24 protein-coding genes and 1 pseudogene are annotated in these 26,343 nt (G+C 55.1%); 13 read left to right on the forward strand and 12 right to left on the reverse strand.

Annotated features, from left to right (window positions below):
* Nucleotides 1–9: 9 nt before the first annotated feature.
* Genes AC6T8Q_RS12565 through AC6T8Q_RS12575 form a run of 3 tightly spaced genes read left to right on the forward strand, consistent with a single transcriptional unit; the run spans nucleotide 10 to nucleotide 4,695 of the window.
* Nucleotides 10–3,597 carry a cytochrome c biogenesis protein gene (locus AC6T8Q_RS12565; protein ID WP_500679408.1) on the forward strand — a complete coding sequence of 1,196 codons (3,588 nt, stop codon included), beginning with the start codon at nucleotides 10–12 and terminating at the stop codon, nucleotides 3,595–3,597.
* A 14-nt stretch (nucleotides 3,598–3,611) separates the two neighbouring features.
* A complete protein-coding gene (locus AC6T8Q_RS12570) occupies nucleotides 3,612–3,869 on the forward strand; it encodes a hypothetical protein (protein WP_500679409.1) in 258 nt (85 codons plus the stop codon).
* Between the two features lie 13 nt (nucleotides 3,870–3,882).
* Nucleotides 3,883–4,695, forward strand: a complete 813-nt coding sequence (locus AC6T8Q_RS12575; RefSeq protein WP_500679410.1) for a TatD family hydrolase — start codon at nucleotides 3,883–3,885, stop codon at nucleotides 4,693–4,695.
* A 61-nt stretch (nucleotides 4,696–4,756) separates the two neighbouring features.
* On the opposite strand, the gene AC6T8Q_RS12580 is transcribed toward AC6T8Q_RS12575, so the two are convergent.
* Nucleotides 4,757–5,842: a hypothetical protein gene (locus AC6T8Q_RS12580; protein WP_500679411.1), complete on the reverse strand. Its 1,086-nt coding sequence runs from the start codon at nucleotides 5,840–5,842 to the stop codon at nucleotides 4,757–4,759.
* Nucleotides 5,843–6,544: 702 nt separating this feature from the next.
* Between AC6T8Q_RS12580 and AC6T8Q_RS12585 the strand changes: the two genes are divergently transcribed.
* Nucleotides 6,545–7,138, forward strand: coding sequence for a PEP-CTERM sorting domain-containing protein (locus AC6T8Q_RS12585; protein ID WP_500679412.1), 594 nt, complete (start codon nucleotides 6,545–6,547; stop codon nucleotides 7,136–7,138).
* A 139-nt stretch (nucleotides 7,139–7,277) separates the two neighbouring features.
* Here AC6T8Q_RS12585 and AC6T8Q_RS12590 read toward each other — a convergent pair.
* From AC6T8Q_RS12590 to AC6T8Q_RS12615, 6 genes and pseudogenes are all read right to left on the reverse strand, one after another.
* Nucleotides 7,278–7,735 (reverse strand): annotated as a pseudogene (locus AC6T8Q_RS12590) (transposase).
* Between the two features lie 154 nt (nucleotides 7,736–7,889).
* On the reverse strand, nucleotides 7,890–9,215 hold the full coding sequence (locus AC6T8Q_RS12595) for an alkaline phosphatase family protein (protein ID WP_500679413.1): 1,326 nt from the start codon (nucleotides 9,213–9,215) through the stop codon (nucleotides 7,890–7,892).
* Nucleotides 9,216–9,217: 2 nt separating this feature from the next.
* On the reverse strand, nucleotides 9,218–10,057 hold the full coding sequence (locus AC6T8Q_RS12600; RefSeq protein ID WP_500679414.1) for a sugar phosphate isomerase/epimerase family protein: 840 nt from the start codon (nucleotides 10,055–10,057) through the stop codon (nucleotides 9,218–9,220).
* A 31-nt stretch (nucleotides 10,058–10,088) separates the two neighbouring features.
* Nucleotides 10,089–11,009, reverse strand: coding sequence for a UbiA family prenyltransferase (locus AC6T8Q_RS12605; protein ID WP_500679415.1), 921 nt, complete (start codon nucleotides 11,007–11,009; stop codon nucleotides 10,089–10,091).
* Nucleotides 11,006–11,869, reverse strand: a complete 864-nt coding sequence (locus AC6T8Q_RS12610; RefSeq protein ID WP_500679416.1) for a sugar phosphate isomerase/epimerase family protein — start codon at nucleotides 11,867–11,869, stop codon at nucleotides 11,006–11,008. Before AC6T8Q_RS12610 ends, AC6T8Q_RS12605 begins: the two co-directional genes overlap by 4 nt.
* A 67-nt stretch (nucleotides 11,870–11,936) precedes the next feature.
* Complete coding sequence (locus AC6T8Q_RS12615) at nucleotides 11,937–13,106, reverse strand: THUMP-like domain-containing protein (RefSeq protein WP_500679417.1); 1,170 nt, start codon at nucleotides 13,104–13,106, stop codon at nucleotides 11,937–11,939.
* Between the two features lie 228 nt (nucleotides 13,107–13,334).
* On the opposite strand from AC6T8Q_RS12615, the gene AC6T8Q_RS12620 reads away from it, so the two are divergent.
* The 3 genes from AC6T8Q_RS12620 (at nucleotide 13,335) to AC6T8Q_RS12630 (ending at nucleotide 17,102) form a co-directional block, all read left to right on the forward strand.
* Nucleotides 13,335–14,183, forward strand: coding sequence for a DUF6690 family protein (locus AC6T8Q_RS12620; RefSeq protein ID WP_500679418.1), 849 nt, complete (start codon nucleotides 13,335–13,337; stop codon nucleotides 14,181–14,183).
* A gap of 30 nt (nucleotides 14,184–14,213) precedes the next feature.
* Nucleotides 14,214–15,119, forward strand: a complete 906-nt coding sequence (locus tag AC6T8Q_RS12625; RefSeq protein ID WP_500679419.1) for a GNAT family N-acetyltransferase — start codon at nucleotides 14,214–14,216, stop codon at nucleotides 15,117–15,119.
* Nucleotides 15,120–15,659: 540 nt separating this feature from the next.
* Complete coding sequence (locus AC6T8Q_RS12630) at nucleotides 15,660–17,102, forward strand: DnaA ATPase domain-containing protein (protein ID WP_500679420.1); 1,443 nt, start codon at nucleotides 15,660–15,662, stop codon at nucleotides 17,100–17,102.
* A gap of 22 nt (nucleotides 17,103–17,124) precedes the next feature.
* On the opposite strand, the gene AC6T8Q_RS12635 is transcribed toward AC6T8Q_RS12630, so the two are convergent.
* From AC6T8Q_RS12635 to AC6T8Q_RS12645, 3 genes are all read right to left on the reverse strand, one after another.
* Nucleotides 17,125–17,763, reverse strand: coding sequence for a transposase (locus tag AC6T8Q_RS12635; protein WP_500679421.1), 639 nt, complete (start codon nucleotides 17,761–17,763; stop codon nucleotides 17,125–17,127).
* A gap of 124 nt (nucleotides 17,764–17,887) precedes the next feature.
* Entirely contained in the window at nucleotides 17,888–18,628 is a 741-nt protein-coding gene (locus tag AC6T8Q_RS12640) for a methyltransferase family protein (protein WP_500679422.1), read from the reverse strand.
* 98 nt (nucleotides 18,629–18,726) lie between these two features.
* Entirely contained in the window at nucleotides 18,727–19,149 is a 423-nt protein-coding gene (locus AC6T8Q_RS12645) for an EamA family transporter (RefSeq protein ID WP_500679423.1), read from the reverse strand.
* Between the two features lie 103 nt (nucleotides 19,150–19,252).
* Between AC6T8Q_RS12645 and ribH the strand changes: the two genes are divergently transcribed.
* The 4 genes from ribH to AC6T8Q_RS12665 all read left to right on the forward strand — a co-directional run bounded on the left by ribH (nucleotide 19,253) and on the right by AC6T8Q_RS12665 (nucleotide 23,161).
* Nucleotides 19,253–19,726 (forward strand): 6,7-dimethyl-8-ribityllumazine synthase, encoded by a 474-nt coding sequence (ribH, locus tag AC6T8Q_RS12650; RefSeq protein WP_496922887.1) that lies wholly within the window; start codon nucleotides 19,253–19,255, stop codon nucleotides 19,724–19,726.
* 151 nt (nucleotides 19,727–19,877) lie between these two features.
* On the forward strand, nucleotides 19,878–20,279 hold the full coding sequence (gene nusB / locus AC6T8Q_RS12655; RefSeq protein WP_496922886.1) for a transcription antitermination factor NusB: 402 nt from the start codon (nucleotides 19,878–19,880) through the stop codon (nucleotides 20,277–20,279).
* Nucleotides 20,280–20,386: 107 nt separating this feature from the next.
* Nucleotides 20,387–21,328 (forward strand): signal recognition particle-docking protein FtsY, encoded by a 942-nt coding sequence (gene ftsY, locus AC6T8Q_RS12660; protein WP_496922885.1) that lies wholly within the window; start codon nucleotides 20,387–20,389, stop codon nucleotides 21,326–21,328.
* Between the two features lie 360 nt (nucleotides 21,329–21,688).
* Entirely contained in the window at nucleotides 21,689–23,161 is a 1,473-nt protein-coding gene (locus tag AC6T8Q_RS12665) for an ammonium transporter (protein ID WP_500679424.1), read from the forward strand.
* A gap of 423 nt (nucleotides 23,162–23,584) precedes the next feature.
* On the opposite strand, the gene AC6T8Q_RS12670 is transcribed toward AC6T8Q_RS12665, so the two are convergent.
* Nucleotides 23,585–24,592, reverse strand: a complete 1,008-nt coding sequence (locus tag AC6T8Q_RS12670) for a serine/threonine protein kinase (protein ID WP_500679425.1) — start codon at nucleotides 24,590–24,592, stop codon at nucleotides 23,585–23,587.
* A gap of 253 nt (nucleotides 24,593–24,845) precedes the next feature.
* Here AC6T8Q_RS12670 and AC6T8Q_RS12675 point away from each other — a divergent pair, with 253 nt between their 5' ends.
* Together AC6T8Q_RS12675 and AC6T8Q_RS12680 are read left to right on the forward strand one after the other, a co-directional pair.
* On the forward strand, nucleotides 24,846–25,193 hold the full coding sequence (locus AC6T8Q_RS12675; protein ID WP_496922882.1) for a P-II family nitrogen regulator: 348 nt from the start codon (nucleotides 24,846–24,848) through the stop codon (nucleotides 25,191–25,193).
* A 24-nt stretch (nucleotides 25,194–25,217) separates the two neighbouring features.
* Nucleotides 25,218–25,883, forward strand: coding sequence for a hypothetical protein (locus tag AC6T8Q_RS12680; protein ID WP_500679426.1), 666 nt, complete (start codon nucleotides 25,218–25,220; stop codon nucleotides 25,881–25,883).
* Between the two features lie 10 nt (nucleotides 25,884–25,893).
* Here AC6T8Q_RS12680 and atpC read toward each other — a convergent pair whose 3' ends face one another.
* Nucleotides 25,894–26,313, reverse strand: coding sequence for an ATP synthase F1 subunit epsilon (gene atpC, locus AC6T8Q_RS12685; RefSeq protein WP_500679427.1), 420 nt, complete (start codon nucleotides 26,311–26,313; stop codon nucleotides 25,894–25,896).
* Nucleotides 26,314–26,343 lie beyond the last annotated feature (30 nt).

Genomic DNA, 26,343 nt, shown 5'->3' on the forward strand with positions numbered 1-26,343 from the left:
GCAATTGTCGTGGCTACTACCGATCTCGGAAATTACGAAAAGACCAGTTCAGTTCCTCACTCTCGCCCGGCGCACGCTGCTGTTAATGCTGGCGTCCTTTCCACGGCCCTGTCGGCGTTTGCCTCGCTGCGTCTGACGGTTGTGTTGTTCGCGCTGAGCATTTTTCTGGTGCTGGCCGGGACGCTCGCGCAAATCGATCACGATGTGTGGTTTGTGGTTCACGAGTACTTCCGCACGTGGATTGCTTGGATCGAATTCAAGATTTTCTTTCCGCGTGAATGGAACGTAGGCGGAGCCTTTCCGTTCCCCGGCGGGTGGATGTTGGGAGCGTTTTTAGCCGCCAACCTGCTCGCCGCGCATCTCACGCGCTTTAAAGTCACCGGTCAGGGCCGCCAATTGTGGCTGGGCGTGGGGCTGATCGCCTTTGGCATGTTCTTTACTTATGCCGTCGTGCAAAGCGGCTTGGGCGACACCGTTCGCAGCGAACTTTCCTCGGGATTCTCCAACGGGTTGTGGCACGCATTGCGATTTGCCTTGGGTGGCGGCACGCTGCTTTTTGGTTATGGACTCGCACTGTCCTATCGTAATCGGCTGGTTACAGGTTCTGCTTGGTTATGGTGGCTGGGTGCGGCCTGCTGTACTGCGCTCGCTGCTGTGGCGATCTGGCTGTTCCTAAATCCCCAAGCGAAGCTCGATCCCTCGGGCTTGCGAATCATGTGGCAGCTGATCAAAGCAACTGCCGCGGGATTGATTTTGCTGGCCGGTTGTTACTTTGTTTTTGGCAAGCGAGCCGGTGTTGTGCTGCTGCACGGCGGCATCGCATTGTTGATGTTCAGCGAGCTCCACACAGGGCTGAACTACCAAGAAGCCCGGATGAGCATCACCGAAGGCCAAACCGTCAATTTTGCTGAAGACACTCGCCACACGGAGTTGGCGATCATCGACAAGTCGAACATTCAGGAAGACAAGGTAACGGTCATCCCCGGCGATTTGTTGTGGCAAGCGTTTGATTCGAAAGAGATCATTGAAAGAGATGAACTGCCATTTGCCATTCGCGTGACCGAGTACTATCCCAACGCCGTAACACGGCTGGCTCAACCGGGCGAAACGTCGCAAGTCGACTCCGGCTGGGGAAGTTTGCGAGTTATTGAAGAACGCCCCAGAAACACGGGAGCCTCCTCGGAACAAGGCATCGATCTGCCCGCCGCCACTATCGAGATCCTCTCAAAGAAGGATCACAAGCCGTTAGGTTCCTATTTGGCTTGGGCATTGCCTTCCTCGGTGGCGCAGGGCGACGTCGTCAGCGTGGACGGCAAAACCTACGAAATCGAAATGCGTTTTGAGCGGTTGTACAAACCTTATTCGGTGCACCTGATTGACTTCAGCTTCAAACGCTATGTGGGGACGGACACTCCGAAGGATTTTTCCTCGGAGGTTCGCCTCGCCGATCCGGATAACAACATCGATCGCACGGCCAAGATTTGGATGAACAATCCTTTGCGCTACGGGGCCGACACGCTTTATCAAGCGAGTTGGGATCAAGAAACCGAAAAGGGGACAGTGCTGCAAGTTGTGAGCAACACCGGCTGGATGATCCCCTACGTGTCGTGCATGTTGGTCGGCACGGGGATGCTTTATCACTTCGGTTTGACGTTCGTACGATTCGCCGAGCGTAAAACGTCGCCCAAATCTGTAGTTCGCAGCGAAACAGCCTCGGGATTATTGGCCAACTGGAAATCCCCTGCGGTGTGGGTTCCAACTTTGGTGGTCCTCGTTTTCGCCGGTTGGGTGTCGGGACGTGCTCGTGCCCCCAAAATTCCGGCCAACGAAATGAATGTCTATGAGTTCGGCCAACTGCCGCTCGCTTATGAGGGACGCATCCAGCCGTTTGATACGCTGGCTCGTAACGTGCTGACCGTCATTTCTGGCCACGGCACAGTGGAACTCGATAAAGAAAGCCTGTTTGGCATCAAGCCGAAAGTTGCCGCAACAAAATGGCTGCTCGATGTCATTACCGGTTCACCCAGGGCGCAAGACTATCAGATCTTTCGGATAGAAAATCTCGACCTCTTGCAAACCCTCGGATTAGAGCCGCGTGACGGTTTTCGTTACAGCGTCTCTGAACTCACCGATCGCCGGGAAGAAACACTCAAGCAATGGCAACTCGCACGAGAAGTTCCGGCCGAAAAACAAACGCTCGAGCAAAAGAAGATGCTGCAGCTCACAAAGCGAATTTTCCTCTACACGGCCCTGCAAGATTCATTTGCCAATCCCGCAATTCGTACCGATACCGAAGAAAACCTGCGGGCTGATCTGGCGATGATCGGCCAAGAAATGCAGCGGCTGGAAAAAGCGGGGCCACGCGCCATTCCACCGGTCGAACCCGATCAGCCTTGGCAAATCGTCTTTGCCGCGGAAGTCGAATACGCCGTGAATGGGCTCATGCAGAAGCCGCAAAACGAAGCCACACCAGCGTTTCGTGCGATCCTCGACGCTTATCGGGCCGACGATCTGGACAAGTTCAACACCTCGCTGGCTGGCTACCGGAAGATTGTGGCTGAACGTGCCGTAGCTGATGCCGCCTACCAACAAGAACTCGTGAAGGAACAGGCCGCTGGGGAACGCAAAACGGCCGAGCAACTCGATCTAGGCCGCATCGCTTACGAAGCCTATTTCAATCACTTCAATCCGTTCGTGTTGGCGATGGCGTTGTATCTAGTTTGCTTCGTTCTGGCGGCTTGTTCGTGGCTGGGTTGGTCGGAGATTCTCAATCGGTCGGCCAATTGGTTGCTATGGTTCACGTTTGGCTTGCACACCTATGCGCTTGTTGCTCGCATCTACATTTCCGGCCGGCCGCCGGTCACGAATCTCTATTCCTCGGCGGTGTTCATCGGCTGGGCCGCAGTGTTGTTTGCCCTCGTATATGAATATGTCTACCGCAAAGGGCTCGGCAATTTGCTCGCCGCGATAGTCGGTTTTCCCACGCTGTTCATCGCTTATAACTTGGCGGGTGACGGCGACACCTTCATGGTTTTGCAGGCCGTGCTCGACACGCAGTTCTGGCTCGCGACTCACGTGGTCTGCATTACGCTCGGTTATTCGACGACGATTCTCGCCGGCATGATGGGGATCGTGTACGTCGTGATGGTTTTGTGGCTCAAACGACTGGACGAAGAAAGCCGCAAGCAACTCATTCGTATGACTTACGGCACGCTTTGTTTCGCGACGTTCTTCAGCTTCGTGGGAACGGTTCTTGGAGGTTTATGGGCCGACGATTCGTGGGGTCGCTTCTGGGGCTGGGATCCGAAAGAAAACGGGGCGTTGATTATCGTGCTGTGGAATGCCCTCGTGCTGCATGCCCGCTGGGGCGGCATGATCGCCCATCGTGGTCTCGCGATTCTCGCCGTTTTCGGCAATGTCGTGACTGCTTGGTCCTGGTTCGGCGTGAACCTGATGGGCGTGGGCCTGCATTCCTACGGTTTTACGGAAGGCCGAGTGAAATGGCTGCTGCTGTTCGTATTGAGCCAATTGGCCGTGATGGTGCTCGGCCTTGCCGTTAGTTCCTCATCGAACAAGTCCGTGGTCGAAGCGGAATAAGCTGGAGTTCTGCCATGTCGCCTCCACAATCAAGCCGTGAGATCATGGATCGTGAATATCTGCCTACGCGGGCGAAAATTCTCGAAATCGCGGCGGCGCTCGATCGCGTTTCGCGATCTGGGAGTGGCACGCCGGACGATCCCCGCTGGCAGCAACTGCAAACGGCAATTCAACTGCTGCTTAACGACGAGAATGATCGCGCCGAGCAAGTGCAGCTTTTATTCAGTCGCGCGTTTGACGAAAACTGGCGGCAGACCTTGGGTGTGAAGTAGCAGGCGGCTTAACGTGTATTACATCGATCCCCATATCCACATGGTCTCGCGGACGACCGACGACTACGAAACCCTCGCGAAGATGGGTTGCGTAGCGGTGAGTGAACCGGCTTTCTGGGCCGGCTACGACCGGGGGAGTGTCGACGGCTTTCGCGACTATTTCACTCAACTCACCGGTTTCGAGCCCAAACGCGCGGCCAGCTACGGCATTCAGCACTTCACGTGGCTCTGCATCAATGCCAAGGAAGCGGAGAATGTGTCGCTCTCACGCGAAGTCTTGGCAATGATCCCCGAATTCTTGGATCGCCCTGGCGTGCTGGGGATCGGCGAAATTGGGCTCAACAAAAACACGCGTAACGAAGCTATCGTGTTCCTCGAGCACCTTGATTTGGCCGTGAAGACCGACGAGCAAATCCTCATCCACACGCCGCACTTAGAAGACAAACATCAAGGAACGCGGATGATTCTCGACATGCTTAAGGGCGACAGCCGGATCAATCGCAGCCGGGTGCTCGTCGATCACGTGGAAGAACACACGATAAGACCGGTACTGGAGGCGGGCTTTTGGGCGGGGATGACGCTCTACCCCGTGAGCAAATGCACGCCCGCCCGCGCAGCAGATATGGTGGAAATGTACGGCCCGGAGCGCTTGCTCGTGAATTCCGCCGGTGATTGGGGGCCCTCGAAACCAACGGCCGTGCCTGACTTCATCATGGAAATGCGCCGCCGGGGTCACAACGAAGCACTCATCCGGCAGGTGGTTTATGACAACCCCCTGCAGTTCTTCGGTCAAAGCCGCGGATTTAAGTTCGTCGAACCCAAATAGCAAACGCCCAGGGATTGCAATCCCTGGGCGTTGGTTTGCACTTATCAGTAGGTGTTAATTCCTACTTATTTGATTGACGCGAGCGATTGGCCGTTTGCTGCTGGCGTTTGGCTTTGGCTTTTTCACGAGCCTCAGCATTACGAATCTCGCGGTCAACCTTACGCTGAACGACGCTCTCGATGCGTGATGAATTCACCACGTGCAACGAAGGATCATCGATCACGAACGGCGTCGACCAAGTCTTGCCGTCGTTGTTGTTGCACACGTCGATGAAGAACGTCCGCAGCCGTTGAGCGTTGAAGCCGTACGGGAATTGCGAGGTAATGTAGTCAGCAGCTGTCAGATCTTCAACACCTGGCTTAGCGTAGTAGTGAACCTGACCATCGGGCGTGACCGACAGCCCCAGCGTCCACCAACCGAATTGATCGGCGGGAATTTCCTTGCAGCGAATATCACGGCCACGGGTATCGCCGCGATAGGTCAAGAAGGCAGAATCTTCCTTGGCACCCTTGTGGCCCTTACTGCGGAAGTGAATCCACAAGCCCGGCCAGTAGGGTTCGTTCTCGGTGACGGTCCGTGAACCGCCGAAGAAGCCGCCCTTGGATTCCGACTTAGTGTTGATGGTCGACGTGCTAATGCGGAAACCAAAGTGGGGACCGGTGCGATTCTCCCATTCATCGGCTTCCGGCAAGTAAACACGAATCGTGGCACTCGGCATTTCGCTCACGGGAATTGTCCCGATGCGAGCCAAACTGTTGGCCACGAGGTCGTCTTGCTGCGTGTCCCGCGACATGTAACCCGGGATGCCGGAGTTCAACGTACGAACAAGCAACGCATGATTGCTGCCTGGCAAACCGCCCGCGGGCGTGGGCACGATTTGCATGTGATCGGGATGGCCACGCTCGGGGCCTTCGACCCACAAGCCATTCGTGGAACGTCCCGTCGGCGAGCGCAAACGCTCGTCTTGTTCACGCGAACTCTTGGGAAAGTTGTGGATAAAGCTCCACTCGGTGTCTTCAAAATCGTCGCCAACGTAGTCGATTCTCGCGCCCGTGCCCGGAATGAGCGGACGAGCGGCAGTGGCAGTGTTCACCAAAACTAAGGCACAAACGGCTGCGGAAATGCAGCGACCAAATGTATGTTTCATAATTCATTCCCGGCGAAGGTGAATGGTCTGGGGCAGGAGCGCTCTGCGGGGTGCTCTCCTCAGGAGTATCGGAACCTCAAGGCTGGAGATTCGGTTCAACCGACACGCCAGACAGAGTCTTCCCAGATTGCCTGAATTCCGTGCTATCATCGGTTCATGTTGCGTATAAATCCCTTCTCTCGCATTTGGTTGGCCAGGTTTGCCAGCTTGGTCAGGTTTGCAGCAGCTCAAACGTTGCCAAGCAACTTTGTCATCTTGCTCAACTTCATCAACTTGATCACGCCTGGAGATTGAACAAGTTCCCTCGGTCTTGCAAACGGCCGTGCTTCACACTCTTGGTCATTCTGAGAACGCCTAGGCGACAGATGAATCTAGGTTGCCATTTCTCACGGCTCGAAGCCATTGCCGGAACTTCGTGAAACTCGTTCGCGGCCTACGAATAACCTACTCCCGTAAACGCATCACGTTTGCAACCGTCACCATAGCAGAAGTCGTGGCACAATTTCTACAGAAACGTCCCTGGCCTTTTTGGCGTTGCACGGAGGCACTTGTCATTTAGAAGTCGTAAAAAATGGCTTGAAATGGGAATTATTTTTGGCCGCCTCTCTGTTGACCCCTGTTTGCCGCTAGGGACAATGGATTCCCAGTTGGACGCCAACTCCGTGCTGACCGACAACTTCTTTTCTTCGGGGTGTTAGCGTAATGAAGAATACTTTCTTAGCTCTCGTGTTTTGGTTGTTGCTCGTCATGACTCACTTGGCCAAGGCACAAGAGAATCTCGTGATGAATGGTGGGTTCAACGGCAACTGGAACGGTTGGACGATCACAAATACTCCTTATGGTATTGGTTACCATTCACAGGTGGGCAATCCTCCTGGTGCCATTCAACTTGACGATGCCTACACGACACCCGGAGTTGACCCCACGGTGAGCCAAATCATCACCAACCTTGTGCCCAACCAGCCTTATCTTATAACGGGTGAATATCGCCAAGGAAAAATCCGTGGCATTGGCCTGCCACTGGATCTGCCCAGCTTTGGCGTGGCCCTAAACGGCGACTATCTTTTCACGGCATACTCGCCTGGAAATATTCCAGATTGGACGCAGTTTCGTTTTTTCTATACTGCATCGTCATCTACGGCTTTGCTTAGCATTTCATCGCAAATCAATGGAACGGGTGTTTCGTATGACATCGATAATATAGCGATGTACGCGGTGCCGGAGCCGAGTAGCGCGATATTGGTGGTATTTGGAGCAGTTCTGGGGATGTTTTGCAGGCGAACCTTTGGTCCTTGAAGGACTTGCTGTTAGAAACTTTGGATTCATTACCTTTTTTTGCTTCTTCAGCCACGAAGTGGCGACCCTAAGTCAGCCCAGGCCAACGGCCTGGGTTGTGAATATCCGTAACGATTCTTAAAGCCCCAACGGGGCGATGCTAATCCCAGGCATAATGCTCATCAATCTGGATGCCATGACGCTGGCAAAGAAGTCGAAACTCATCTTGAAACGACATCTGACGATGATGTTCCTCCTGGTTAGCTATGTAGAGTTTAACCTGCTCGATATTCGACTCACTGACAGAGAAGATGCCATAGCCACTTTGCCAATGAAAATCTGCCAATGTAGGCGATTGTCGTTTGAGCCACTTTGTTGATTCTGTTTTACCTCTTCCACAACGTCCTTGATGGCAAACTTACGCGAAAGCAAACACAGGATATGAACATGGTCAGGCATTCCACCAATTAATATCGCGGGCGAGTCGACATTGTTCTTTAGAATGGCCGCCTTATAAGCGTAGAGTTCCGCGCGCAGTTCAGGCTCATTCAGATAAGCAGCCCGGTGCTTGGTGCTGTAAACCAAATGTACGGCGACTTTGGCCAAAGATTGAGGCATGGCCTTAGTATCGCCCCGTTGGGGCTATGGATCAATGTTTTTCCCTTTCACCCAGGCCGTTGGCCTGGGCTGACATAGAGGCGCCACTTCGTGGCTTAAGAATGGTTGATCTGCGATCCTGCGCCACCAGCGGTCGTCGACTTTTTGGCTTCGTTCAAATCCCAAACTGCCGCAGCACGATATCGGCCACGTCAGTATCGGCCAAGGGTTGCTCCACGAACACGCCGCGTTCGCTGCAGAGCAACACGCCGCGCTGGTTGGGCTGCCGCGCGGGGACACCGTGGGAACCGCGGACTAAACTCGCGTCCAGCGGAATGCCCTTGTTGATGGAGTCCCAAAACATTTCGACGGGATCGTAGCCCGGCTTGCGATGGATATCGACCGTCCGAGCAAACGCGGGGGCCAGCAGATCATCGAACCACCAATAGTAGGCTTGCCAACTGTTGGGCGAGGAAATCAGCACCACATCGCCAGCCAGCTCGTGATTGAGCTCGTACTTGTCGAGTTCCGCGTGTGGCACGACCTCCGCGATGCCTTCCCGGTCGGCGAAAAGCTCACAGACTTTTGCGATTACCGCGGGATCGCGATTCTGAACGAACACGTGCGAGAATTGATGATCGACCAGCGCCCAGGCTTGGCTTGCAGCGACATCAAGCAGTTCGCGGCCATCTTCCAACTTCACTTGCAACAGGCCCGCTTCACGGAGCAAGCGGTTGGGGTACGTGACATGATCGACCGGCGTGATCGTATATTCACTCGCCACGAGCCACAGCGGTTTTACATCCTTGTAGGCTGCTGAAAAACCGTCGACCAACCGGCCAATCTGCTCATCGAGTTCCGCCACGGCTCGCAGCGCAGCGGGGCTGTCGGGGCCTTCTTTTTGAGCAGCGTAATCGAGATGTGACAGATATATATAAAACAGATTGGGCTGATAACGCTCGGCGGCGAAGAGGGCCGATGTGACGATCCACTCCGTGGATTTGATGTTGGCAAACGGCCCCCAAAAATGCTGCAGCGGGAAGTGGCCGAAGTTTTCGAGTAACTCAGGGTAGAGCGACTCGGGTTTCGTATAGCACCAGAGCGATTCGCTGCCGTCAGGATTGTGTTTGGGTGCTGGCCAGCAAATGACGTCCGCACCGGCACCGATGCAATGCAGCGGAAACCAAGCCGCGGCGGTAAGTTCGGGATTCTGCTCGTGCATCAAATCCCATAGTTGTGGCCGCTGGATACAACTATTCGGCGAGGTCCACATCTCGACCTGATTGGTGTCGCGAAAGAAAAATCCGTTCGACACCACGCCATGCTCATTCGGCATGAGCCCGGTCGTCATGTTGGCTTGCACAGTGCAAGTCACACCGGGAAAACTTGGCACAAGCTCCGTGGAATCGCCGTCACTTACGAGTGCGGACAGGCGCGGCATCAAAGCAAGGTCTTGCCGTCGCAGACCGGGAACCGAGAGTAAGACAACATATTCAGACATTGTTAATTCGTGCGTTTGATAAGTGGTTTCAAAAAATCAAAAGACTGCTGTGCCACAGCGGGTCCAACGTGACAGTGGCGGCTGAGTTCCACGTTGAGCGGTCCATCATAACCCACTTCACACAGTGCGGCGACAATGGGTGGAAAGTCCATTTCCCCTTCGCTAAACATCAAATGCTCGTGAACACCGGCGCGCATATCCTCGATGTGTATGTTGGCAAGGCGGTGATGCCAGTTGCGAATCACATTGGCAATCGGAACTTCTCCCAGGCAATGCAAATGGCCTACGTCGAGTGTGAGCATCAGTTGTGGAGAATTGATCTGATCGAGCAATTCTAGAAAACTGGCCATCGTGTCGATGAGCATTCCCGGCTCGGGTTCAAACGCCAGGACGACGTTCTTTGCGTTGGCATAGTCGAGAACGACTCGCAAACCTTCAACCAAACGCTCCATGGCCGCCGCGCGCGATTCACCTGTCGGTAAAATCCCCGACCAGAGCGATACGCATGCGCTGCCCAGTTCAGCGGCGATGTCGATGGATTTTTTCAGAAAGTCGATGCGGATCTCGCGATCGGCCGCATTGGCTGTCAGCAATGTTGGCTCGTGCTTGAGCCGTGGATTCAGCAGATAACGCGCCCCGGTTTCGATGACGGAAGTCATCTCGTGCTTTTCGAGCAAAGATCGAGACTCTGCCAACTCTTCACGAAAATGCGAACCATACGGATTGAGCGTCGCGTGATCGAGCGTGATCGCCACGCTGCGATAGCCAATCTCGGCCAGCAATTCAATCGACGCTGGCAGGCTATGATGGGCTAATCCATTCGTGTTGTAACCTAGTCGCATCAATCGATTGTCCGCCAATGTCGGTGCACGCTCAAGTCATTGCGATTCGGCGTGCGAGTAGCTTCGTGGGTATCCAAAAACTGAGGACGATCAACCCAGCCATCCAACCCGCCGCCAGTGTGGCGACGGCTGCATCGATCAGCAGAAACGCGCCAATCAAACTGCCAACGGTTTGACGAACTGACATTTGATTTGGAGCCATAAGTAGCGTGTAAGCCAAAGAGATTTCCCAACTCAACAGCGCCAACCAAACGAGAAACCACGCTTTGAGCGAAACTGCCGTCGCTTCCATGGCCAGTGGCAAACCAACGATCCAAAAGAGGGTCAAGATCACGGCGATACAGCCAGCCCACAAATCCAGGTGGTCGATCGAATCCGCTTCGTGCCGGGCAATCCGAGTGAGCCCATACGTGTGGAAGAAGAGCCCCCACGCCAACAGCCAAGCACTCGACCAGTCGCCGGACATCGTTCCCGCAATACTCGCCCCCAGCAGCACATTCATCATGCGGCAGCCAGCCATCGCCAGTGGCCCCCACCGCGTGGACTTCAGGCCAACATTGTAACCAACGATTGTTGCCGCCAGGGCCAAGGCGATCTGCGTTGTTAACCATTGATGCGTGAGCCAACTCACAACATAAGCCACAAAAACTCCACCAGCAAGCAAACTCATTCCCACCCATTTCGCTGCCTGCTTGGAAATTCGCTCCGCTGGAATCGGCCGTTCGGGACGCTCTTTGGCATCGAGCGCGGCATCGCATACGTCGTTGAGGACCACCCCCGCTTCGTACAGCATGACCGAAGCAACGATCAACAGCAGCAGCGGCGTGAGCGGTTGCCAACCGCGATTGATTAACAGATACCCAGCAATGACGTTCGACGCCGCGGTGAACACATTGGCGGCTCGCAGGATTTGCCACCACGCCGGCCAATCAATCGGGCGGGAAGAACTCACGGCGACTCCGCGATGCCGAGAACGTTGAGCGCGTTCGTGAGAAACGTGCGTGCTTCCTGGGCGGCTTTATCCGGCGAGTGAATATAGGGATAAAGCTCCACGGTTAGCCAGCCTTGATAACCGGTCGCCGCGATCGCGCGGAGCGTGGCGGGAAAATCAATCGCGCCGTGGCCAGGGATCAGATGATTATGAACGCGGGTGGCGGCAATGTCTTCCAAGTGATAATGAACCGTGTGAGGAGCCATCCGTGCGACCCAATCCTGTGGGTCTTCGCTCACACAGTAAGCATGTCCCACATCGAAATTCAGTCCTACCAGTGGCGAATCAAGCCGCGAGACAAATTCCAGGTATTCCTCAAACCGCTCGATGTACAACTCGGGCTCAGGTTCGATGAGCAGCATTACGCCCAATTGTTCGGCCACTTCAACGCAGGGCATCACTTCTTCATAAAAGATGTTGCCCGCTTGCTCGCGTGTTTGTTCGGGCGCAAGGTGCCCCCCGGGTTCGGTCGTGATGTGCGGCGCGCCCAAATCGGCAGCCAATTGTAAGGCACGCTTGGTGTGTTCGCGGCGAATCGCACGATAATGCGGATCGGGATCGGTCCAACCCGGGTGCCAATAGGGTTGCCGCGGATCGCCGACGGCGTTCATCATAAAGGCGTTGATGTTAGAGATCGTCAGCTGGTAATCATCTAAACATTGCCGAATCGCTTCGCGGCGTTCGGGCAGCAAGCCCGCGGGCCAAGCGTGCGGCACGTCGGCCAGCAATTCAATGCCGCGATAGCCCATGCCTGCGATGCGGCGAATGGTTTCTTCAATGGAAAAGGCGAGGTAAGCGTTGGAGCTGAAGGCGAGTTTCACGAGATTGTTCCGGCAAGCAAAAGCAGTAAGCGATCTATTCTAATGTTCCAGGCCACGGCTGTTACCCCTATGTTTGCCGCTCGGCCAGGATCGCGATTTCTTTTTTACCATGCCGGGTGAGTAAAAGAGTGAGGGATTTGCTGCCGGAAAGCTTGAGTTTTTTACGCAGCTCTTCAGGCCGCACAGCGACGCCGCGCGTTTTGATTTCGAGTTCGCCGATTTGAAGCGCGTTGATGTGCTTGACAAGGTCCGCCGTTCGCAGTGGCAGGACTTCGAGAACACGAAAACAGGATACTAGCGGATGCTCGACTTTTTGATCCGCCGTGAGATAACTTTCACAGGGAGTCAGAACATGGCACTCAAGAGATTCGGCGAGCGAGCCCGTCAGCCGCGCGGCACGGATGGCTGGGTCGGTGTCGTACACGTAAGCGTCCACGCTGTCCGCGATATCGGCGGGTACATCGGGCTCTCCCACAAATGAAGCATGAGTCTCGGGGGTAACTAAAGTCGCACGACGTTTTCCCGGTGAGCGCGCTAAATCACCGAGCCAAGCCACTTGCTGCCGGCATTCGCGGTCGCGCGAGATCCATTCCAACTCGGCGCTTGCCTGCCATTCTGCAGAGAGTTCTGCCGCGGGGGCGAGTTTAATCGCTCCCGACGGGGATCGCTGCAACCAACTTTGAATGATTACTTCACTCGGCGAATGCCATTGGAATTGAATCGAACGACGGCCATCGACACGGCGGTCGGGATCGAGGTGCCATTGTTCATCCGGCTGCGGGGGGTGTTCTTCGACAAGTCCGGTGCGCACATCGGTTTCCCGTTGCCATGCTCTCAAATTCGCCGCGGCGAAGAGCGCTATTTCAGGAGCACGGTCCCAACCAACCGTCGGTGCATGTCCCGCCAAGGCCATTAAATCCCCGCCGATCCCGCAGCAGTAGTCGACGATTGGTTGATCCGCACGAAATCGCTGAGCCTTATAGGCCGCGACCCAGCAGTCGGTCGCTTGTTGCAGGCCGATGTCGGTAAAGAACATTTGCGCCGCAGGTTCACCAAATTTCTTGGCCGCTTTCTGCCGCAAAATCGCTTGTTCGGCGACAAGGCGTGCTCGCTCGCTGGAAAGTTCTTTGCGGAGTTGGTTTTGCAGCCGCGCCGACGTTTCCTGACCCGCGCATGCGGCAAGCCAGCGATGGGCCTCGTCGCTCACGAGCCACTGATAGTCGGCAAGATCGGTCAAGTTTTCCTCATTGTTACTACATGGCAAGCGTGCCGGGGCCTGTCGCCACTATCAAGCAAACTGCACCGGCTATTCGGCGCCGGGGCAAGCAATGCAACCCGGCGGTCGATAAAACTCAATAGGAACGGAGTCCTTAACCAGCGTGGCCTTGCCACGATTTTAGCCGATCACGTTCCTGACCCCCACCCGTCTCGTTGGCTGGGCGGTACAAATGTAGGCATTCTCAATATGTTCTCGCGAGCTTTGGCAATCCCCGTGATTTTGGGTGCGGCCGTGGCCGTGCCGTATTTCTCAAAAGGGACCGACGGCATCAAAGAGATGTGGAACTCGGCCAGCGCGACATCCCCGGCCGACGTTGATATAGCAGAAGTTCCGGAGGCCCGTCATTTCGATCCGTTGCCGCAAGGTCCGGGCCACGAAATCTATCCCATCAGCACTCCGCTCGAAGGCGATGCTAGTGCCAGCCTTGAAGAAGTGTTTCGCTTCGACGTGACCAAGGAATGGGTCTACCAGCGCTGGGCGCGTAAGTCGACGGCCCTGGCTGAGCTTGGCCTGTATGGTGTGCGCGTGCCGCTGGTGAGTGGAACACAGATTCACGACATCGCGGGTTCGCTCACATACTTTTTTGATCGAGCGGGGCAGGTCCAACGGATTTCATTCAAAGGCCACACGGGTGATACAACCCGCGTTCTCGCGCTTGCGCAGCAAAAAGGATTGCAACAACAAATTTCTCCGATCGTGGGAGAGCAGCTTTTTCAAATGAAGCGTGGCGACGACGTGTTCAGCGAAGTCCGCACCAAACCGTCGGCCGTTTTGTGGTCGAGTTCGCCGCACGATAGTTTTGCCGTCGAAATGGACCTGCAACGCCCGGAGGCCACGACGCCGCTGCCGCCGAAACTCGCGCCGCTGCCGGAAGTGAAGGAATCCGCCACCACCGCAAAAGCTGAAGGCGCCGCAGAAACCGAAGCTCCTGAAGAACAAAAGAGCTTTTCAGAATCGCTCAAGACATTCTTTCCCCGCAGTCGTATCCCCGCCGAGCAAGTGAAAAACTTGGAGCGGCAGGACCGCATCTGGTAGTAAGTGTCGAACGCTTGGTATGCTGCCGCGATGAGTTCCATTGAAATATCGCGCTGTGCTGCCACCGATTTCCAAGCCGCGCTCAAGGTTCTGCACGACGGGCTTTCCGTCGATCAACAAGCGTCGCTGGTGCAGACGCTTGATTTGTTGCGCGGAGGTGACGAATCGATCTTTGCGGGTTTGCTGGTTGCCAAGTCTGATGGCCATTTGATCGCGGCCACGTGGATCCAATTCACCCCCGGCCAAGCAGCAGTCGTGTGGCCGCCTGGGTTTGACAGCCCCGCCGCCAAGCAACTCTTCCAATCCGTCGGCGAACTTTTGGAGCAAAACCAGATCGCGCTCGCACAAATCGTGATCGCCGCCACAGAATCTGTTCGTGAAGACCTGCTCGCTGTTGGCGGATTTCACCGGCTTGTCGATTTGGCGTATCTGACGCTCGAGCGGTCCAACTTTCCCAACTTCACCAACAGTCACACTTTGGAATTCTTGCCCCACGCGGACCAGCATCAGCATCGTCTGGAGATCGCAATTAAACAGTCGTACGACGGAACGCTCGATTGCCCCGAGTTGAACGATCTGCGCACGCCCGCCGAGGTGATCGACGGCTATAAGGTTCAAGGAGAGTTCAATCCCCAGAACTGGTTTCTTGTGCGGCACGAGAATCAAGATGTGGGTGTGTTGATCCTCGCCGAGCACCAACCGGGCGAATACTGTGAACTTGTATACATGGGTGTTACCCCCAACGCGCGTGGCCGAGGGTTCGGCGAGCAGATTGTGCGGTTTGCAATCGAACGGGCCAAGCAAATGAATGCCGAACGCTTAGTGCTGGCCGTCGACGAGCGCAATTCACCGGCATTTGAGTTATATCGCCAGCTCGGTTTTGTGATGTGGGATCGTCGTACGGTTTATGCCAGGTTGCGTGGCCGCGGCGTATAAATGGACATGTTAAATTGGGCGAGTTGAAATTGTGTGTCACTCGCAAACGAAGGCCACAGGATTTTGTGGTGTCGCTTGCTAACCCTCGGTTTCTCGACGATTTCGACAACTTCCACACGGCGATGAACGACCGCCGAGTCTCTCGTCACACACAAACAGATTATCCACAGGGGTGGTCAGGGTTCGGAAAGAATTTTTCCAACTTTTTGCTCTCAGAAAGTGGCCAGAAATTGGGCTTTAGTGAACCGTCTGAAAAGGGACACGAGCACGGCAACAGTCAAGACCTAGCAACCGAGTGCTAGCACTCTTAGAATCAGCCCCCACACAGGAATTGATTGGGCTGCCGATGGGGCAGGGAAACCGCGAGTCACCTTCTGATGGCGGAAAACGGTGACAGACGGACATGCCAGTTCGGCTGTGAGTTTTGGGCAATCTTTTTCTCCGATTTTCAAGCGGGAGTCAAGTTCTCGGAAATGAGGACTGCGAGTTATTGGATACTCGCCTTGGAAAGTCGATAATCGGATCTTGCAGGAAGTGAACATGGACGATTCGGACAGGCTGTCCGCGTTGCGCGCTGAACTTGTCGAGCGATTGGGAAGAGAGCGATACGAACTGTGGGTCGGACCACAGACATCGCTTGAGCTTACCCTACACGCTTTGCGAGTCGGTGCTCGCTCGCAGTTCGAGTTGCAATGCGTTCGCCGTCACGTTCATGCCAGCTTTGCGGAAAGTTGTCGATTGATCTGCGGTCACGACGTCGCGATTGAATACTTTGTGCAATTGGCCGAAAATCTTCCTGTGAAGACCGATGGTAAGTTGGTCCAGCAAAGTTTGCTCGACGAGTCGCTAGCCCCCGTCAAGGATGTCATGCCCGCCACGCTGATCCAGCAACCGCCTGTCGCAACAAAAAAGCCGCCGCGGTCCGCGGGCTCGGCTATGTCGCGGTCGACGTTCGCCAATTTCGTGAGTGGGCCCTGTAATGAATTAGCCCACCGCACGACCATCGCCGTGGCCGAACGCCTTGGCCATTATGGCCCCTTATTTCTGTATGGTCCCTCGGGCATCGGCAAAACGCATTTGCTCTATGCGATGCTGCACCACCTGCGCGGCACGAATTCGCTCGTGCGAGCGCTGCGTCTCACGGCGGAGCAATTCACAACCGAGTTTCTCGACGCCCTGAATCAGCGTACCTTGGCGAGCTTTCGTCATAAGTATCGTTCGGTCGACGTTCTGCTGATCGACGACATCCAATTCTTGGTCAACAAACGGGCCACTCTCGACGAACTTTTGGTCACGATTGATTCGCTGCAGGAAAAGGGAAAGCAAGTCATCCTGACTTGTGATACGAGCCCCACGGACTTGCTGAAAGTCAGCTCGGAATTGGCGACTCGAATTTCTGGCGGATTGGCCGTGCCGTTGGAAATGCCTGACTTCGCTACGCGGCAAGCCTTGGTACGAAAGTTTATCGCCGAAATGCATCCCGTGATTGGCATGGCTATCGATGACGAGACGGTCGTCGTGATAGCCACCCAAGTCGCTGGCAGTGCACGTCAACTGCGCGGAGCGATCAATCGCTTGATCGTCACCAGCCAAGCCTTGCGGAAGCCGCTCACCGCGGACCTCGCCCGCAGCATTCTCGCGGAATACATGCAGCAGATCACACCGACCGTTCGCCTAGCTGATATCCAGCGGGCCGTGTGCGAAGTGTTCGGCGTCGAGGCGAGCAGCCTCAAGTCGGCCAGCAAGGTTCGTAACGTGGCCGAGCCACGGATGCTGGCCATGTGGCTGGCCTGTCAGTTCACCCGCTCGGCACTCGGTGAAATCAGCGAATTCTTTGGCCGTCGCAGTCATAGCACGGTCATCTCCGCGCAGAAGAAAATCGAGCGGATGGTCAGCCAAGGTGACAACGTTTCCACGGGCCATCTTAACTGCAGCGTCGAAGAAGCAATCCGCAAAGTGCAGCAGAAATTGCGCCGGGCGTAACGCGAAGAACTGCCAGCACTTATCAGTATCTCCTATTCCCCACACTCGATTCTCCCACGGGAATTCTCCCGCGTTCACGACTCCACACAACCAACGGCCATGGTTGGCAATGACAAACATAGTGAATCGCCGTAGCCTTATTCTTCACAATCCGAGCTGATCCACCATCCGACCACCATGTCCCCGCTTCGCGTTCACCGAATAAGCGATTCAGCCTTCGTGATCCATAACCTTTAAAATCTCGCAAGAGTTGGCTTTTCATGGCAATGCCTCCCCCCGCTGACGCGGGAGGCTCAAAATTCGCCAACGAGCCTCCCGCGTCAGCGGGGGGAGGCTCTACAACCAAATGCACATGGTTCTCCATAATCGACACAGCATGCAGCACCCAACCACGATAGGCGGCCGTTTCTAAAAATTGTTCGAGTAACTGCTCGGCTTGTGCGAGATCAACATAAACAGGCTGACCTTTCAATTGCTCAATCGCTGCTTGATAGAGCCCCGGCATCGAACCGTCGAAGGCTTGCCCGGGTTGAGAATGCTCACGCCGCACTGATGACAATGCGTCGTTGGACCGCCGTTCTCGAACATTCGTCACGGACCCTCGTTTATTACCCGGCAACCATTGGCCATAGAATGTCGACGTGATGAGCCAACAAGGCATGTGAGTAGTCCTATCTGCAAGGAATGTTGCATATAGTGTACTTACGTCCACTTATTTGTCGAGAGCTGCTTTGGATATTTTTGGAAAGAGCTCCCCCCGCTGACGCGGGAGGCTCGTTTCGTGGCTAAACCTCGCCCCAATACAAAATCTGTGTGTGCTTCTTGAGCGTGCGCAGCAGCAAATAGATGATGCCGCCTGCGGCAAAGAGTAGCGACCATTCCGCTTCGAGCGTGAGCCGATCTTCGATAAACCAATGCTCGATCACCTCAATGGCGGTGTGCAGCAAGATCACCATGAACAAGCCGGTGTATTCACGCCGCAAAACCGTGCGCCACGAAAAACCGCGCGTAGCTGCTGTCCACTGAGAGAAACGTGGAATGAACGCGGGCGTTCGACTCGCCCAGTGATCGAACTGTTCGCCGAACTTGCGTTGCAAAAACGCTTCTTCGGCAATCATGATCCGTTCATAATAAAGATAATAAGCCGTCGTGTAGAGCAGCGGGAGCCACCACTCAAACGGCACAAGGACAGCGCCCAAGCCGATCAGATAGTTTCCCAGATACAAAGGATGGCGGATCGTAGAATAAATACCGGTCGTATTGAGAACAGTCGCTACTTGCCCTTTGGTATTACGGCCCGAAGTCCCTTCGGGGACGAATCCGACTGTGATGATGCGCACACCAAGACCGACGAACGAAATCGCCAGACAAATGAATTCCCAAGTTTCGTGAAACTCAAGACTGCCAAACGGCCAGACCATATTTGCCAGCACGCTGATAAGAATTGGAACGGCAACAAGCGGCAAATAACTACGCCGACGAAATAACCATTCGCCGTGCAATTCCATTTCTGATTTCAGTGACAAGGCGGTAGCTCCAGCGAGTTAGGAAATGTGGTGCTACTGTATGGCGAGTCCAGATAGCCGTCATGACGAGTTCAATTACGATTCCGTAAGACTGCTGACTACTTTCCGGATACGACGACCAATCCCGCCAGAATCAGTAGGCTCCCAACGGCAATCCGCGGGGTGAGATTCTCACCCAAAAATAGCCACGCCAACAAGACAGCAACCACGAAGCTCCCTTTATCGATCAAGGAGATCGTGGAGACCTCGCCTAATTTAAGGGCCTTGTAATAGAAAACCCACGAGATCGCCGTCGTTAATGCGGACAAAACTAACCAGAAATAATTTCTCGAAGTGAGCTGCTGAATATGTGCTTTGGGAACAGCGAACATTGCAAAGGCAATCACGAAAAAGAAGACAAAGCACGTCCGCACCGCGAGGCCCAGCTCGCCGGAAATTCCCGTAAGGCCTTGTTTGGCAATGACCGCTGTCAGCCCCGCGAAGACCATCGAAATGATGGCAAAGATGACCCAGCGTTCCATGGATGAGATTCCTGGCTTTAGGATTTCGCGTTACGGGATATTGATTTCTTGAGCGTTATTTTAACGGCTTACGCAAGCTCCTTTTAGGTGCGATAATGGTTTGATGGCGAATATTATTGAACCCGCTCCGCATGATGCTGCCGATCGCTACGCGATTGTCGTCGCTGAGTGGAACAAATCGATCACCGGCAAACTTTTGGATGGTGCCGTCACAACGCTCACGGCGGCTGGCGTTGCGGCTGAGAATATCGACGTCGCTTGGGTGCCGGGGGCGTGGGAAATTCCGATTGTGGCTCAGCGTTTTGCGCAGAGTCAGCTCTACGCCGCAGTGATCTCGCTGGGGGCTGTCATTCGTGGCGAAACCACGCACGACCAGCACATCAATCGGGCGGTCAGCTTGGGGCTGCAAGAAATTGCCCTGCACAACGAAGTACCGATGATTTTTGGCGTTCTCACCTGCGAATCGATGGAACAGGCGGTCCATCGGGCTGGCGGAAACGTTGGCCATAAAGGGGTAGAATGTGCCGAAGCGGCCCTGAAAATGGTCGGATTGCTCAAGAATTGCCCGCCCGAATAGAATAAGGATAGCCGACCACGAGGAAACGGAACGCTAATCCGCGCTAATCATCACTGATCTCAGATTAGTGGTCATAAGCGTCGATTAGCGTTCTGCATTTGCTGAACGAGACGGCAGGTGTTTTAGAAATTCATAGATTGCGTTGTAGAAGATGGCTGGACGTACACGAGCTCGAGAAGTTGCCTTGCAGGCCCTGTTTCAAGAGGATCTCAATCCCCGAGATTCCCGCGATCAGGTCATGCCATTGCTAGAGAACCGTCTCAAGGAACCTGATCTCCGCGACTTTGCCGTGTCGCTGGTGATGGGGGTTCTGCGCAATCGGGACGAACTCGACGCCTTGATCGCCGCCAAGGCCGATAACTGGAGCGTGGGCCGGATGGCCGCGACCGATCGCAATATCTTGCGGATGGGGGCCTACGAGATCCGCTACACCGACACGCCCCCGCGAGTGGCCGTCGACGAGGCCGTGGAATTGGCCAAACGATTTGGTGCCGCGAATTCCTCGCAGTTCGTCAATGGAATTCTGGATAAGTTGATCGAGAAGAAAGCGTAGGCCGGAACAAGCCGTGCGCAGTTCCGGCGCAACATCCGATAAACTGCCGGAACAGCGCTACCGCTCGTTCCGGCCAACATAAATCACAGGACCACTTTCAAAAGCTCATGGGTTTTTTCGACAAGATTAAGAGCGGTCTGCAGAAGACCAAGAATGTCCTCTTCACCGACGTTCGCGATTTGTTCAAGAGCGAAGGCCGGCTGATCGACGAAGAATTTCTCGACGAAATGCGAGCGATCTTGTTCAAGACCGACATGGGCTACGACTCGGCCGAAGAGATCGTCACCGAGGTGGCCAAGAATTTCCGCGGTCGGGTGGTTCACTTGGAAGATGTAGTGGCCACCTGGAAAGCGAAGCTGACCGAGCTGATGGGTCAGGCCGATTCGCCGATCCGCTTTGCCGAGTCGGGACCCACCGTGATCATGGTCTGCGGCGTCAACGGTGCCGGTAAAACAACATCGATCGCCAAGCTCGCGCATCTGCTGAAATCCCAAGGGAAATCAGTCGTCCTGGGAGCTGGCGACACGTTCCGTGCCGCCGCGGTGGAGCAACTCACGCTGTGGTCCAAGCGGTTGGGTGTGAATATCGTGACGGGAGAGCAGGGGGCTCATCCCGCCTCTGTGGCCTACCGAGCGGTGGAAGAATGCCTCGCCACGGGGGCCGATGTTTGTATCGTTGATACAGCAGGCCGTCTGCAAACGCAGAAGAATCTCATGAGCGAGCTCACGAAGATTCAGCAGTCGATTCGGAAACTGATTCCCACCGCGCCGCACGAAGTGTTGCTGGTGCTCGATGCCACGACGGGCCAAAACGGCATCAGCCAGGCGGAAAAGTTTACCGAAGCAGTCGATTGCACGGGGATCGTGCTGGCCAAGCTCGATGGCACGGCCAAGGGGGGCGTAGTGGTCGCCATCAAACAGCGTGTGGGTCTGCCCGTAAAGTATGTCGGCGTGGGCGAACAGCCCGAAGATTGGGCTCTCTTTAGCCCGGGCGACTTCGTGGCCGCGCTCTTTGCGGATATCGAGAAGACAGCCCCAGCATCTGCCTAGAACGGCTGCTGTTTTGCCTGCGGCTTCTGCCTACAAGCGCGACATGGTGTGATTACCTTGCTGGCAAAATCGTAAGGTTGCGCTCCAGTCAACCAGTTTTTCTCGCTCATACCGCCGGCGCAAACTCTTGCCAGTTGGCACGTTACAGCAAGCCTGCCCATTCTGAAGCCAGGCATGGCATGGGGATTGCTCTCCGCAAAGCCAACCGATTCGGATGTCGCCATAGATGCAAGGACTCAGCGTTCTCTGGCGATCCAAGAAGCGTTGTCGTGACGCTTCCAGGACCACAAAGGCGGAATTCTAGATACTTCCAGGTCCTGATTGACTAATCCTTCTGACAATCCAATAAGGGCGAATCTTATGTCAAGTGTTTTGACACTGCGCAGCTGGCAGTATCTGCTAGTTGCCCTAATCTTGTCGCTACAAGCGACGCCAATGATGACCCAAATTTCTTGGGCACAAGAAGAGGCCGCAACCGAAGAGGCCCCCGCGGAAACTCCGGAAGCCGAAGCGGCAGAGGCAGAAGAAGCCGAAACCGAAGCACCTACGGATCTTGGTCTCGGCTACGCACTGGACAACATCATGTTGTTCGTCTGTGCCTGTCTCGTGTTTTTCATGCAAGCCGGTTTTGCCTTGGTGGAAACGGGTTTTAATGCCTCGAAGAATGCCATCAATATCTTGTTTAAGAACACGATGGACTTCTGCATCGGCTCGATTTTGTTCTACTTCGTCGGTTTCGGATTGATGTATCCGGCAAGCTATGGAGTCGATGTCACCGAACACAAATACTTCGCGTTCGGCGGCATGGGATTGTACGAAGCTTCGAGTCCCCGGGAATTCAGCCCTTCGACGGACTGGTTCTTCCAATGCATGTTCGCCGCGACTGCCGCGACGATCGTATCGGGTGCCGTGGCTGGTCGTATCAAGATTGGTGCTTACTTTGTCTACAGTGCTTTCATCTGTGCGATTGTTTATCCGATTAGCGGTTTCTGGAAATGGGGCGGCGGTTGGTTAACCCAATTGCCGGATGGTCAAGTCTTCCAAGATTTTGCCGGCTCTGGTGTGGTGCATGCGGTTGGTGGATTTGCGGGTTTAGCTGGCGCGATGCTGCTCGGACCTCGAATTGGTCGCTACGTCGGTGGTAAAGCCGTGCCGATGCCTGGACATAGCTTGCCTCTAGCTGCACTCGGTGTGTTCATCCTGTGGCTGGGGTGGTTTGGCTTTAACCCTGGCAGCCAACTTGGTTTCCAAGCGACGGCTGAAATTGATATCGTCATGCACGTTGCTATTACAACGACCTTAGCTGCCGCCGCCGGTGGCGTGGCTGGTACGTTTGGTTCTTGGCTGTTGTTTGGCAAGCCCGACCTGGGAATGGCCCTTAACGGCATCCTCGGTGGTTTGGTCGGTATCACGGCTGGTTGCGATGCCTTCACCGTTGAGATGGCAATCCTGATTGGTGTGATCGCGGCGTTCATCGTGATGGGTGGCTGCATCCTCTTGGACAAGCTGCAAATTGATGATCCCGTCGGTGCATTCCCAGTCCACGGTCTGTGTGGCATCTGGGGTGTGATGGCCATCGGCATTTTGCCAAACGTCTATACCACGGCCTCCGTGGCTGAAAAATTGCGTGGCACGGCAGCCGCCGACTTCGCGGCAGTCACGAGCTTCAAGACGCAATTGATTGGTGCGTTGGCCTACGCCGGTTGGGCGTTCGTTACGATGTTCATCCTCTTTGGAATTCTTAAAGCGATTGGCTTCTTGCGAGCTAACGAGCACGAGGAAACCAAGGGTCTCGACATCAGCGAGCATGGTATGCAGGCTTATCAAGCCTAGAAAGTTGATAGTAGTCGCTTGTCGGGCGACGGTTGACGCCGCCCGACAAGTGTCCTTGATAATGTTGGATCGACTCTTGCCTGGGTCGCCGATGATGTCCCATGTGGCTTGGTCGCGCTTTGCCGCCTACAGTGCGACCAAGCCGGGACGTCATCAAATTTAGATAGCCAATAAAACAAAAGGCAGAGATCGCAAAGTCGCAGAGGGCCGCAAGAAGCGATCTTACAAGAATCTTCTTACACTCTGCGAAATCTCTGCGCCTTCGCGCACTCTGCGATTAAGCGTCTGCGTTGAATCGGATTATGGCCCGTCCAGAAGGATGCCCCAATGGCTTGGGTGGGTTTTCCGCCTAATCCCGCCCAGGCCGGGGTGTCTTTCCTGGACTTTTTCTTTTGGGCCGTTCTGAAGTCGTACCGTTGCAGTCTACTTGCTAAACATGGCAATTCCGGCAACTAATGCGGCAAGCACTAACAGAACCGCCACGAGGCGTTGCACATTGGGCTCGTCTACGCTGGCACGGTGTTCTTCAAGTGGCGGCACGTATTGAGTAAACCGCGATAAATCGGGACCATACTCTTTCATCAGATGATCGTTGAGATTGCCCTGCACCATGCGGGCGTTGAAGGGCCGCTTCTCGGGGTCTTTCTCCAAGAGCTGCATGATGATTTGCTCGAGCCACTCGGGGCAATCGATCCTTTGTTCGCGCAGGCCCTTGGGCTTTTCGCTCAGATGCTGCTTCCAAACTTGCGCGAAATTCGCGCCGGCAAATGGCGGACTGCCGGTTAGCATTTCATACATCACGCAACCCAGCGAATAGAGATCGGCCTTGCCGGTGATCGCTTTGTCGCCGCAAATTTGCTCGGGCGACATATAAGCATAGGTTCCCACGGTAATGCCCGTGTCGGTGATGTCGGCGTCGTGGGTATCGCGGGCGATGCCAAAATCGCCCAATACCAACTTACCATCCTTGTCGAAAAACAAGTTGCTCGTTTTAAGATCACGATGAATGATGCCGTGGTTGTGCGCGTGTTGCAGCGCCGAGGCGATTTGCGCGGCATAGGCGGCGGTTTGCTGCCAGGTTAGCGTTCCCTGCTTTTGAATGCGAGTCTTGAGATTGCCCTTCTCCAAAAGTTGCATGGCATAAAAATAATGCCCATCCATGATCCCCCCGCCATAGTTGCGGACGATATGGGGATGCTTGAGGCGCTCCATGATCACGATTTCGCGCTGGAAGCGGTTCACGATGTTGTCATCGTGCGAAATGTTGGGATGCAGCAGTTTGACGGCGACCGGCTCGTCGATGTCGGGGCTTTCCGCGCGGTAGACGACACCCACGGTGCCAACGCCCAGCGGTTCCATTAACTTGAACGTGGCTGAAGTCGGTAGAAACTTCAGATTGCGGCGAGGTGTCGGTGTGGCGGAATCGGTCATCGGCTTGGAGAAGGTTGAGGGACTTCCGACAAGGATGCCCAGTATTGATCTGCCACGGCGATGACAGCGGATTGCCCGAAGTATAGCCACTGCCGTGATAAACACCAACCGACGCGAGGCGGCGGTTTCTCGTGCTGTTTTCCCGCTCTTTCAGCCACCGGGCACGGATTTTGGGATTTCGGATTGTGACCTGGGGATTTAGGATAATAAGCAAAGGATTTATTAGGCCGCCGAAAAACCCGTCATTGCTCCCATGAAACTCATCATCGCCATCATCCAGCCCAGCAAACTGGAAGACGTTAAAGCCGCCCTCTCGAAAGTGGAAGTCGTCCGCCTCACGATCATGGACGTCCAGGGCTTCGGCCGGCAAAAGGGCCAAACCGAAGTCTTCCGTGGCCGTGAAATCACGGTCAATCTGCTCCGCAAGGTGCAGTTGCAGATCGCCGTGAACGACCACTTCGTCGAGCCGACAATCAACGCGATCATCGAAGGGGGCCGAACGGGGGACGACGGCTCGATCGGCGACGGCAAGATCTTTGTGCTGCCGCTCGAAGATTGCATCCGCATCCGCACGGGCGAGCGCGGGCCTGAAGCGATATAACACTTACACCACGCGGTCGCTGCCATGAACACTCTCGCCAAAAATCTCGTCTGGACAAGTTGGCTTTCATTCTGTTTATTGCTCTACGGCGCCGCGATCGCCGCGGAGACTGCTCCTGCGACAACCAAAACCGCCACGGAACCCTTCTATCCCTTGGCCGTGGGGAATCAATGGGACTACGAAGTCCATGCCAACGGCAATGTTTCGGAAATCTCGAATCGCGTGGCTAAAAAAGAAGTCATCGATGGCGAAACACTTTATCGCGTCGACACCTCCGCCGGAGGGAATGTCTCAGCCAGCGAGCATCTCCGCCATGCTCAAGCCGGGTTGTATCGCGACCGCTTCAATGGGTTGGAGTTCTCACCGCCGATCATCCTCTTGAAGAATCCGCCGACTCCCGGGGAAAAGTGGGAGACAGTCACAAAGGTTGGCGATCAAGATTTCAATGTGAAGTGTGTCATCGGCGACTATGAAGACGTCAAAGTTCCCGCGGGCACGTTTAAAGCGTTGAAGCTAAACGTCTCGACTACCGTGGGACCTGATACTTTTGTGAGCGATTACTGGTTCGCTCCCGAGACGGGGATCGTTCAGCAAGGTTTGGATCTGGCAGGCATCAAGGCACTGCTCAAGCTCAAGAAGTTTACGGCGGGAAAGCCGGAAGGTGCGCCGGCGCCACCCGCTGCACCGTAGCATCCGCCAACTATTTGGCTTTCACCGCAACTCGCAACTGAGCGCGAGCTTGTTTGACGATGCGATCTCGAATCGCCAATTCTTCGTCGCCGCTGACTTGGCGACCCAAGGCCAACGCCAATTGCTCGGCCGCGGCCAGTTGATCAACCGCTCCGGCAGGAATAGCCCGATTGGTGAGCACCGAGATGAGGTTGTCGTTCACTTGAACGAAGCCACCGTCGATGTAATAGCTAATCGTGGTGGCACCCTGGCGGAGACGCAGTTCACCGTAGCCCAAACGCCCAATCATCGGCGTGTGGTTCTTGCCGATGCCCACTTCACCGTCGTACAACGGCAGAGCGATAAAATCGGCCTCGGTGTCGAGCACGGTTTCTTCCGGCGTGACAACGATGCAGCGCAAGACGGCGTTAATGGTTTCGGTTGTGCTCATGGTGAGTTAGATCGTCGCTTTACTTAGCTT

It is taken from the genome of Bythopirellula sp. (assembly GCF_041737835.1).
Classification (GTDB): Bacteria; Planctomycetota; Planctomycetia; order Pirellulales; family Lacipirellulaceae; genus Bythopirellula.

Excerpts from the sequence above, each read along its gene's own strand:
- AC6T8Q_RS12630 (WP_500679420.1), top strand. The coding sequence starts at position 15,660 with ATGGACGATTCGGACAGGCTGTCCGCGTTGCGCGCTGAACTTGTCGAG.
- AC6T8Q_RS12680 (WP_500679426.1), top strand. The coding sequence starts at position 25,218 with ATGAACACTCTCGCCAAAAATCTCGTCTGGACAAGTTGGCTTTCATTC.
- AC6T8Q_RS12570 (WP_500679409.1), top strand. The coding sequence starts at position 3,612 with ATGTCGCCTCCACAATCAAGCCGTGAGATCATGGATCGTGAATATCTG.
- atpC (WP_500679427.1), bottom strand. The coding sequence starts at position 26,313 with ATGAGCACAACCGAAACCATTAACGCCGTCTTGCGCTGCATCGTTGTC.
- ftsY (WP_496922885.1), top strand. The coding sequence starts at position 20,387 with ATGGGTTTTTTCGACAAGATTAAGAGCGGTCTGCAGAAGACCAAGAAT.
- AC6T8Q_RS12675 (WP_496922882.1), top strand. The coding sequence starts at position 24,846 with ATGAAACTCATCATCGCCATCATCCAGCCCAGCAAACTGGAAGACGTT.
- AC6T8Q_RS12645 (WP_500679423.1), bottom strand. The coding sequence starts at position 19,149 with ATGGAACGCTGGGTCATCTTTGCCATCATTTCGATGGTCTTCGCGGGG.
- AC6T8Q_RS12625 (WP_500679419.1), top strand. The coding sequence starts at position 14,214 with ATGAGTTCCATTGAAATATCGCGCTGTGCTGCCACCGATTTCCAAGCC.
- ribH (WP_496922887.1), top strand. The coding sequence starts at position 19,253 with ATGGCGAATATTATTGAACCCGCTCCGCATGATGCTGCCGATCGCTAC.
- AC6T8Q_RS12595 (WP_500679413.1), bottom strand. The coding sequence starts at position 9,215 with ATGTCTGAATATGTTGTCTTACTCTCGGTTCCCGGTCTGCGACGGCAA.
- AC6T8Q_RS12635 (WP_500679421.1), bottom strand. The coding sequence starts at position 17,763 with ATGCCTTGTTGGCTCATCACGTCGACATTCTATGGCCAATGGTTGCCG.
- AC6T8Q_RS12580 (WP_500679411.1), bottom strand. The coding sequence starts at position 5,842 with ATGAAACATACATTTGGTCGCTGCATTTCCGCAGCCGTTTGTGCCTTA.
- AC6T8Q_RS12620 (WP_500679418.1), top strand. The coding sequence starts at position 13,335 with ATGTTCTCGCGAGCTTTGGCAATCCCCGTGATTTTGGGTGCGGCCGTG.
- AC6T8Q_RS12600 (WP_500679414.1), bottom strand. The coding sequence starts at position 10,057 with ATGCGACTAGGTTACAACACGAATGGATTAGCCCATCATAGCCTGCCA.
- AC6T8Q_RS12670 (WP_500679425.1), bottom strand. The coding sequence starts at position 24,592 with ATGACCGATTCCGCCACACCGACACCTCGCCGCAATCTGAAGTTTCTA.
- AC6T8Q_RS12665 (WP_500679424.1), top strand. The coding sequence starts at position 21,689 with ATGTCAAGTGTTTTGACACTGCGCAGCTGGCAGTATCTGCTAGTTGCC.
- nusB (WP_496922886.1), top strand. The coding sequence starts at position 19,878 with ATGGCTGGACGTACACGAGCTCGAGAAGTTGCCTTGCAGGCCCTGTTT.
- AC6T8Q_RS12585 (WP_500679412.1), top strand. The coding sequence starts at position 6,545 with ATGAAGAATACTTTCTTAGCTCTCGTGTTTTGGTTGTTGCTCGTCATG.